The organism is Kitasatospora sp. NPDC093558, from assembly GCF_040683475.1.
Taxonomy (GTDB): domain Bacteria; phylum Actinomycetota; class Actinomycetes; order Streptomycetales; family Streptomycetaceae; genus Kitasatospora.
On the sequence record NZ_JBFBDY010000363.1, the window covers coordinates 1 to 6,426 of the forward strand.

The 6,426-nt window shown below is 73.5% G+C and carries 4 protein-coding genes and 1 pseudogene; 2 read left to right on the forward strand and 3 right to left on the reverse strand.

Features of this window, described 5'->3' with window-relative positions:
• Window positions 1-808: 808 nt before the first annotated feature.
• From AB0O00_RS26410 to AB0O00_RS26420, 3 genes and pseudogenes are all read right to left on the reverse strand, one after another.
• Window positions 809-1,834, reverse strand: a pseudogene (locus AB0O00_RS26410) (sensor domain-containing diguanylate cyclase); the annotation flags it as partial.
• 305 nt (window positions 1,835-2,139) lie between these two features.
• Window positions 2,140-3,276, reverse strand: a complete 1,137-nt coding sequence (locus tag AB0O00_RS26415) for an adenylate/guanylate cyclase domain-containing protein (protein ID WP_363655784.1) — start codon at window positions 3,274-3,276, stop codon at window positions 2,140-2,142.
• Between the two features lie 172 nt (window positions 3,277-3,448).
• Window positions 3,449-4,351: a biotin--[acetyl-CoA-carboxylase] ligase gene (locus AB0O00_RS26420; protein WP_363655786.1), complete on the reverse strand. Its 903-nt coding sequence runs from the start codon at window positions 4,349-4,351 to the stop codon at window positions 3,449-3,451.
• A gap of 233 nt (window positions 4,352-4,584) precedes the next feature.
• Between AB0O00_RS26420 and AB0O00_RS26425 the strand changes: the two genes are divergently transcribed.
• Window positions 4,585-6,174, forward strand: a complete 1,590-nt coding sequence (locus tag AB0O00_RS26425) for an acyl-CoA carboxylase subunit beta (protein WP_363655788.1) — start codon at window positions 4,585-4,587, stop codon at window positions 6,172-6,174.
• Between the two features lie 41 nt (window positions 6,175-6,215).
• Window positions 6,216-6,426: acyl-CoA carboxylase epsilon subunit (locus AB0O00_RS26430; protein ID WP_363655790.1), on the forward strand; the 211-nt coding region annotated here is incomplete at its 3' end.

Below are 6,426 nucleotides of genomic sequence, written 5' to 3' on the forward strand. Positions count from 1 at the left end.
CAGTCGGAAAATCATCCAGCCCCCGGAGCGGCCACCCCCGCAGCCACCCCCGGCGGAACCCACCCACCCGAAAGCCCACAGAACCCCCAAGCCCCGCGCAGCGGAACCCTCACACAGGCGGCGGCGAAGCCGGCCCCGAAAGCGCCACCGCCACCAGCGCCCGCATCGCACAAGCCACCTGCCCCAACGGCAACGTCGCATCGTCCGCGAACAGCTCCACGAGCCAGCCACCCGCCGGGTTCTGCCCACCCGCCGCGATCATCCCCCGGTAGCCGGAGACGACGAGCATGGCCTCCTCGGCCGGGTCGTTGCCCGCCGCCCCCGCCCGGAGGGCGAAGGCGCCGCCCCGGACGGCCCGGCGGGTCATCGGGTAGTGCCGGAGGTCGAAGACCGCGTCCGGAGCCTCGATCTGGGCGCGCTGGGTCTCGGCCCGGCTGCTGCTGGGCCCGCTCGTCATGCGGTAGACGGCGTGCTGGGCGGTCCGCATCAGCTGGGAGCCGGGCGGCACGTACGAGACCCACCACCCCACCGCGTCCAGCAGCCGGGCGGCGGCCTCGGCGACGACGACCAGCTTGCCGAGGGTGTCCGCGCTGTGGACGGCCCGGGCGGCGCCGTGCTGGTCGAGGGAGGCGAGGACGGCGGTGAGCAGCTGCCCGGGGTCGGCGCTGTGCGCGGCCCCCCGGAACCGCCGCCGGTCACCGTTGCCGGGCCGCCCACCGGGCCGCCCCCGCCCGTCCGCCCGGTGGTGGGGGTCGGCGGCGTCGGCCAGCAGCACCGTGGGGTCGGGCGAGAAGCCGGGCCCGTGGCTGCGGCCGGCGACGACGGGGTGGGCGGCGCGGGCGGCCTTGGCCCGGTACTGGGCGGCGTCGGCGAGCCGGAAGAGCCGGTCGGGGGTGGTGACGGGCCCGATCGAATCCCCGGTCGAAGCGACCCCGCAGGCGACGCCCTCGCCCTCGGACAGGGCGAGCGCCCGCGCACACAGCTCCTCGGCGACGGCCACGACCTCGTCGGCCTTCTGGCCCTCCGTGAGCAGGCAGAACTCGTCGCCGCCGAGCCGGGCCGCGAGGCTGCCGGGCAGTTTGGCGGCGGCCAGCGACAGCTGGTGGGCGAATCGTTCCAGCAGCCGGTCGCCCATCTCGTGCCCGAGCTGGTCGTTGACCCGTTTGAGCCCGTTGACGTCGCACACGACGAGGGACACGACGGTGTTGTCCCGGTTGTGCGCCTCCAGCGCGCTCTCCAGCCGGGCGTCCACCGCGCGCCGGTTGGCGAGGCCGGTGAGCGGGTCGGAGAAGGCGAGTTTGCGCAGGTCGGCGAGGCGCTCGGTCTGGGCGAGCCCGGCCGAGACCTGGGCGGCCAGGAGGGTCGCGTAGTCGGCGTCGGCCTCGGTGAACTCGGGCAGCCCGGTGGCGCGCGCCAGGTAGAGCTCGCCCCAGGCCTGCCCGTGCAGGACGATCGGCGCGACGACGCAGCAGCCGCGCCCGCGCCGGCGCAGCGCCGCGGCGCGCTCCTGGCAGTAGGCGCCGGCGGTCGGGTGGACGTGCCCGGCGTGGGCTTCGCTGTTCTCGGCGGTCTGCAGCCAGGCGCGCGGCAGCCGGCCGGTGGTCCAGCGCTCCTCCAGATAGGTGACGATCTCCGGGAAGTCGGCGACGGGGTAGGACTCGTCCTCGGGCAGTTCCTCCTCGCCGGGCGCGAGGTCGCCGTGGTTGACGAGCACCCGCAGCCGACCGGACTCGCGGTCCCAGACGGAGACGGCCGCCATGGTGGAGCCGAGGGCTTCGGTGGCGCGGGCGGCGGCGGCCCGGACGGCCTCCAGGGGGGTGAGCGCCCCGGCCATGTCCTGGGCGAGCTCGACCACGGACCGCAACCGCAGGTCGGGCAGGGCGGCGGGGGGCCGCCCCGAGCCGTCGCAGTCGCAGCCGCGGTCCGTCATGGTCGCCTCACTGCTCACCGGCTCGCCTCGCTCCCTGTGCTCGGTCCTGCCAGACCCCGAGGGCAGCCGCACCCGTCCGGCCGCTTGCACCAAGACTATGGCGATTTCATTCGGTTATGCCCCGTTTTCGGACTGTACGTCGTCCGACTTTGGGCATCCGGCACAAGACACCGAACACAGAACACCCGGCAGCAGACCCGCAGCCGCCGCTACTCCGCCTTCAGCCGTCGCGACAGCAGCCAGGGCTCCACCAGCCCGAGCCCCCGCACCGGCCGCCGCCACATCGGCTGCAGGTGGAAGCGGTGCCCGGAGTCCGGCGCGGGCAGCGGCAGCCCGGAGGCGGGCATCCCCGCGGCGGCGGAGAGCGCCTCGGCGAGGCCGGGCCCGTCCGCGTCGGGCGGGGCGACGCTGCCGTTCTGCTCCAGCGCGGCGGCGAACTCGCCGTCGATGAGCACGGCGTCCTTGGGGGCGATGGAGGTGAGCCGGCTGGCGAGGTTGACGGTGGTGCCGAAGACGTCGCCCATCCGGGAGGTCACGGTGCCGAAGGCCATGCCGACCCGCAGCGCGGGGATGGTCTCGTCCTCGGCGAGCGCGTCGATCAGGCCGAGGGCGATCTCGGCGGCGGTCACCGGGTCCTCGGAGACGTAGAGGATCTCGTCGCCGAGGGTCTTGATGACCCGGCCGCCCTGCCCGGCGATCAGGTCGGAGCAGGTGTTCTCGAAGGTCTCGACGAGCTCGCCGAGTTCCTCCTCCTCCAGCCGGCGGGACAGCCGGGTGAAGCCCACCAGGTCGGCGAAGCCGACGGCGAGCCGGCCGCTGGTGATCTCGTGGTCCTCGGCGGCCTGGACGACCCGCCCGGTGACGGCGGCGAGCTGGCGGCGCCAGACGTAGACGAGGAACTGCTCCAGCTCGGGCAGCAGCAGCTCGACGAGCGGGTAGGCGACCTCGGCGCGGGTGAGGCCGGGCTCGACGGACTGGGTGAGGTTCTCCAGGAAGGTGTCCATCTGCCAGCCGGCCAGCCGCGCCGTGGTCTGCCCGGTGGAGCGCGCCACCTGGATCGCCATCGACTCGCTGAGCAGGCCGGACTCGACGAGGCCGGCCAGCCGGCGCAGCGCGATCACGTCACCGTCGGTGAGCGCCCTGGACTGCCCGATGTCGGGGAAGCCCATCGCCCGCCAGAACCGCGTGGCCAGCTCCATCGGGACGTCGGCGGCCCTCGCGGCCTGGTAGGGGGTGTAGCGGCGCGGCGCGTCCAGGATCAGGCGTTCGAGTTCGAGCGCGACCGTCTGGTCGTGGCTTTCCGCCGTCCCGCCGCTCGTCCCGCCGCTGCTGCCGTCCTCTGCCACCGGTCCGTCCCCGTGCGGTCGCCGCACTTGCCTCGTGTCCTACCTGTCCGGGCGCCCGCCCGCCACCCGGGCGGACAGTGGCGCGCCTCACACCGCTGCCAGGTGGAATGTTCGCACGGAATCGCGTGATCCGGGGCATCCGCCCGGGTCAAGGAGAGGTGAAGAGTGCCGTTCAGCGGGGTTCGGGGCGCACGTGGACGACGTCCCCCGCGCCCACCGAACGGCGCGCGCCCTCCGGCGTACGAACCACCAGCCGCCCGTCGCCGTCGATCGCCACCGCCTCGCCGGCGAGCACGGTGTCGCCCGGCAGGTGCACCTCGACCGGGCGGCCGAGCGTGGTGCAGCGGTCGACGTAGGCGCGGAGCAGGTCGCTGGCGTGCGGGTCGCCGGCGGCGGCCGTCCAGTCGCCGTACAGCTCGGCGAACTCGCGCAGCAGGGCGCGCAGCAGCGTGGACCGGTCGGTGACGGAGGCGCCGGCCAGGGCGAGCGAGGCGGCGGTGGGGACGGGCAGCTCGTCGTCGCGCAGCGAGACGTTGAGGCCGACGCCGGCGATGACGGCGCCGCCGCTCAGCTCGGTCAGGATCCCGCCGAGCTTGCGCTCCGCGCCGTCGACCTCGACCTGGAGGTCGTTGGGCCACTTCAGCCCGACCTCGACGCCGGCGACCCGGTTCAGCGTGCTGGCCACGGCGACGCCGACCAGGATCGGCAGCCAGCCGTACCGCTCGACCGGCACCTCCTCCGGGCGCAGCAGGACGGAGAGGAACAGCCCCGAGCGCGGGGGCGCCGTCCACTGCCGGTCCAGCCGTCCGCGCGCGGCGCTCTGCGCCTCGGCGACGAGGACGGCGCCCTGCGGCGCACCGGCCAGGGCGCGGGCGGCGAGGTCGGTGTTGGTGGAGCCGGTCTCGGTGACGACGTCGAGCGAGGTCCACAGCCCGCCCGGGAGCACCAGGTCCCGGCGCAGCGCCTCCTCGTCCAGCGGCGGCCGGTCCAGGTCGGTCCACGGCGAGGGCCCGGCGTGGCCGAAGCCGCGCAGTCCGCTGCGACGGGGGGTCTCGGGGGTCTCGGGTGCAGTCATGGCAACGACCCTAGAGGGACCCGTCGGGATACGCCGCCTCATCGTCCCGCAGAACGGCCGTCAACAAAACTGTGTCGCTGACCATAACGGCCGGGCGTTACGCCTGGCCCTCCGTGCTGGCTACGCTACCCAACGGTAGTTCGCAGCGCCGCCCTGCCCTCCTGTGCGGGCCCCCGTTCCGGTCCGCGCGCACTCGAACAGGTCGCGGCCCAGGATCAGGGAGAGCCACCGGAATGACCGAGGCCCCGTACGACCCCCACACCACCGCGGGCAAGCTCGCCGACCTGCGGCGCAGGATCGACGAGGCGGTGCACTCCGGCTCCGCCAAGGCGGTGGAGAAGCAGCACGCCAAGGGCAAGCTGACGGCCCGGGAGCGGGTGGCGGAGCTGCTGGACGAGGACTCCTTCGTCGAGTTCGACGAGTTCGCCCGGCACCGCTCGACCAACTTCGGTCAGGAGAAGAACCGCCCGTACGGCGACGGCGTGGTCACCGGCTACGGCACCGTCGACGGCCGCCAGGTCGCCGTGTTCGCCCAGGACTTCACCGTCTTCGGCGGCTCGCTCGGCGAGGTCTTCGGCGAGAAGATCGTCAAGGTCATGGACTTCGCGCTGAAGACCGGCTGCCCGGTCATCGGCATCAACGACTCCGGCGGCGCCCGGATCCAGGAGGGCGTGGTCTCGCTCGGCCTGTACGGCGAGATCTTCCGCCGCAACGTGCACGCCTCCGGCGTGATCCCGCAGATCTCGCTGATCATGGGCCCCTGCGCGGGCGGCGCGGTGTACTCCCCCGCGATCACCGACTTCGTCGTGATGGCCGACCAGACCTCGCACATGTTCATCACCGGCCCGGACGTCATCAAGACCGTCACCGGCGAGGACGTCGGCATGGAGGAGCTGGGCGGCGCGCGCACCCACAACACCAAGTCCGGCAACGCGCACTACCTGGCCACGGACGAGAAGGAGGCGATCGAGTACGTCAAGAGCCTGCTCTCGTACCTGCCCTCCAACAACCTCTCGGAGCCGCCGTCCTACCCCGAGCAGGCCGACCTCGACGTCACCGACGAGGACCTCGAACTCGACACGATCGTGCCGGACTCGGCGAACCAGCCGTACGACATGCGCAAGGTGATCGAGCACATCGTCGACGACGGCGAGTTCCTGGAGACCCAGCCGCTGTTCGCCGGCAACATCATCACCGGCTTCGGCCGGATCGAGGGCCAGTCGGTGGGCGTCGTCGGCAGCCAGCCGATGGACCTGGCCGGCTGCCTGGACATCAACGCCAGCGAGAAGGCCGCCCGCTTCATCCGCACCTGCGACAGCTTCAACATCCCGGTGCTGACCTTCGTCGACGTGCCCGGCTTCCTGCCCGGCACCGAGCAGGAGTGGGACGGCATCATCCGCCGCGGCGCCAAGCTGATCTACGCCTACGCCGAGGCCACCGTGCCGCTGATCACCGTGATCACCCGCAAGGCCTTCGGCGGCGCCTACGACGTCATGGGCTCCAAGCACCTGGGCGCCGACCTCAACCTGGCCTGGCCGACCGCGCAGATCGCCGTCATGGGCGCGCAGGGCGCGGTCAACATCCTGCACCGCCGGGAGATCGCCGAGGCCGAGGCCGCCGGCACCGCCGAGGAGAAGCGGGCCGAGCTCATCGCCTCGTACGAGGACACCCTGCTCAACCCGTACCTCGCGGCCGAGCGCGGTTACGTGGACGCGGTGATCGCGCCCAGCGAGACCCGCCGGCACATCGTGCGCGGCCTGCGGGCGCTGCGCGGCAAGCGCGAGGTGCTTCCGCCGAAGAAGCACGGGAACATCCCCCTGTAGGCCCACTGCCCAGAACACGGCCGTAGCGAGAGGATTGAGCCATGGCCCCGATCCACGTGCTGCACGGGCAGCCGACCCCCGAGGAGCTTGCCACCGTCCTGGCGGTGGTCCAGGCCCGGGCCGCCGCCGCGCAGGCCGCCGCCGAGGCGGCGCGCCGGGCGGGCGCCGGCCCGGCCTCCCCGTGGAACGACCGCGCCCGGCTGCTCCGCCCGGCGGTCCGTCCCGGCGTCAACGCCTGGCGGACCTCCGGCT

Coding starts and splice junctions, on each gene's coding strand:
- AB0O00_RS26425 (WP_363655788.1), top strand. CDS start 4,585: ATGACCGAGGCCCCGTACGACCCCCACACCACCGCGGGCAAGCTCGCC.
- AB0O00_RS26420 (WP_363655786.1), bottom strand. CDS start 4,351: ATGACTGCACCCGAGACCCCCGAGACCCCCCGTCGCAGCGGACTGCGC.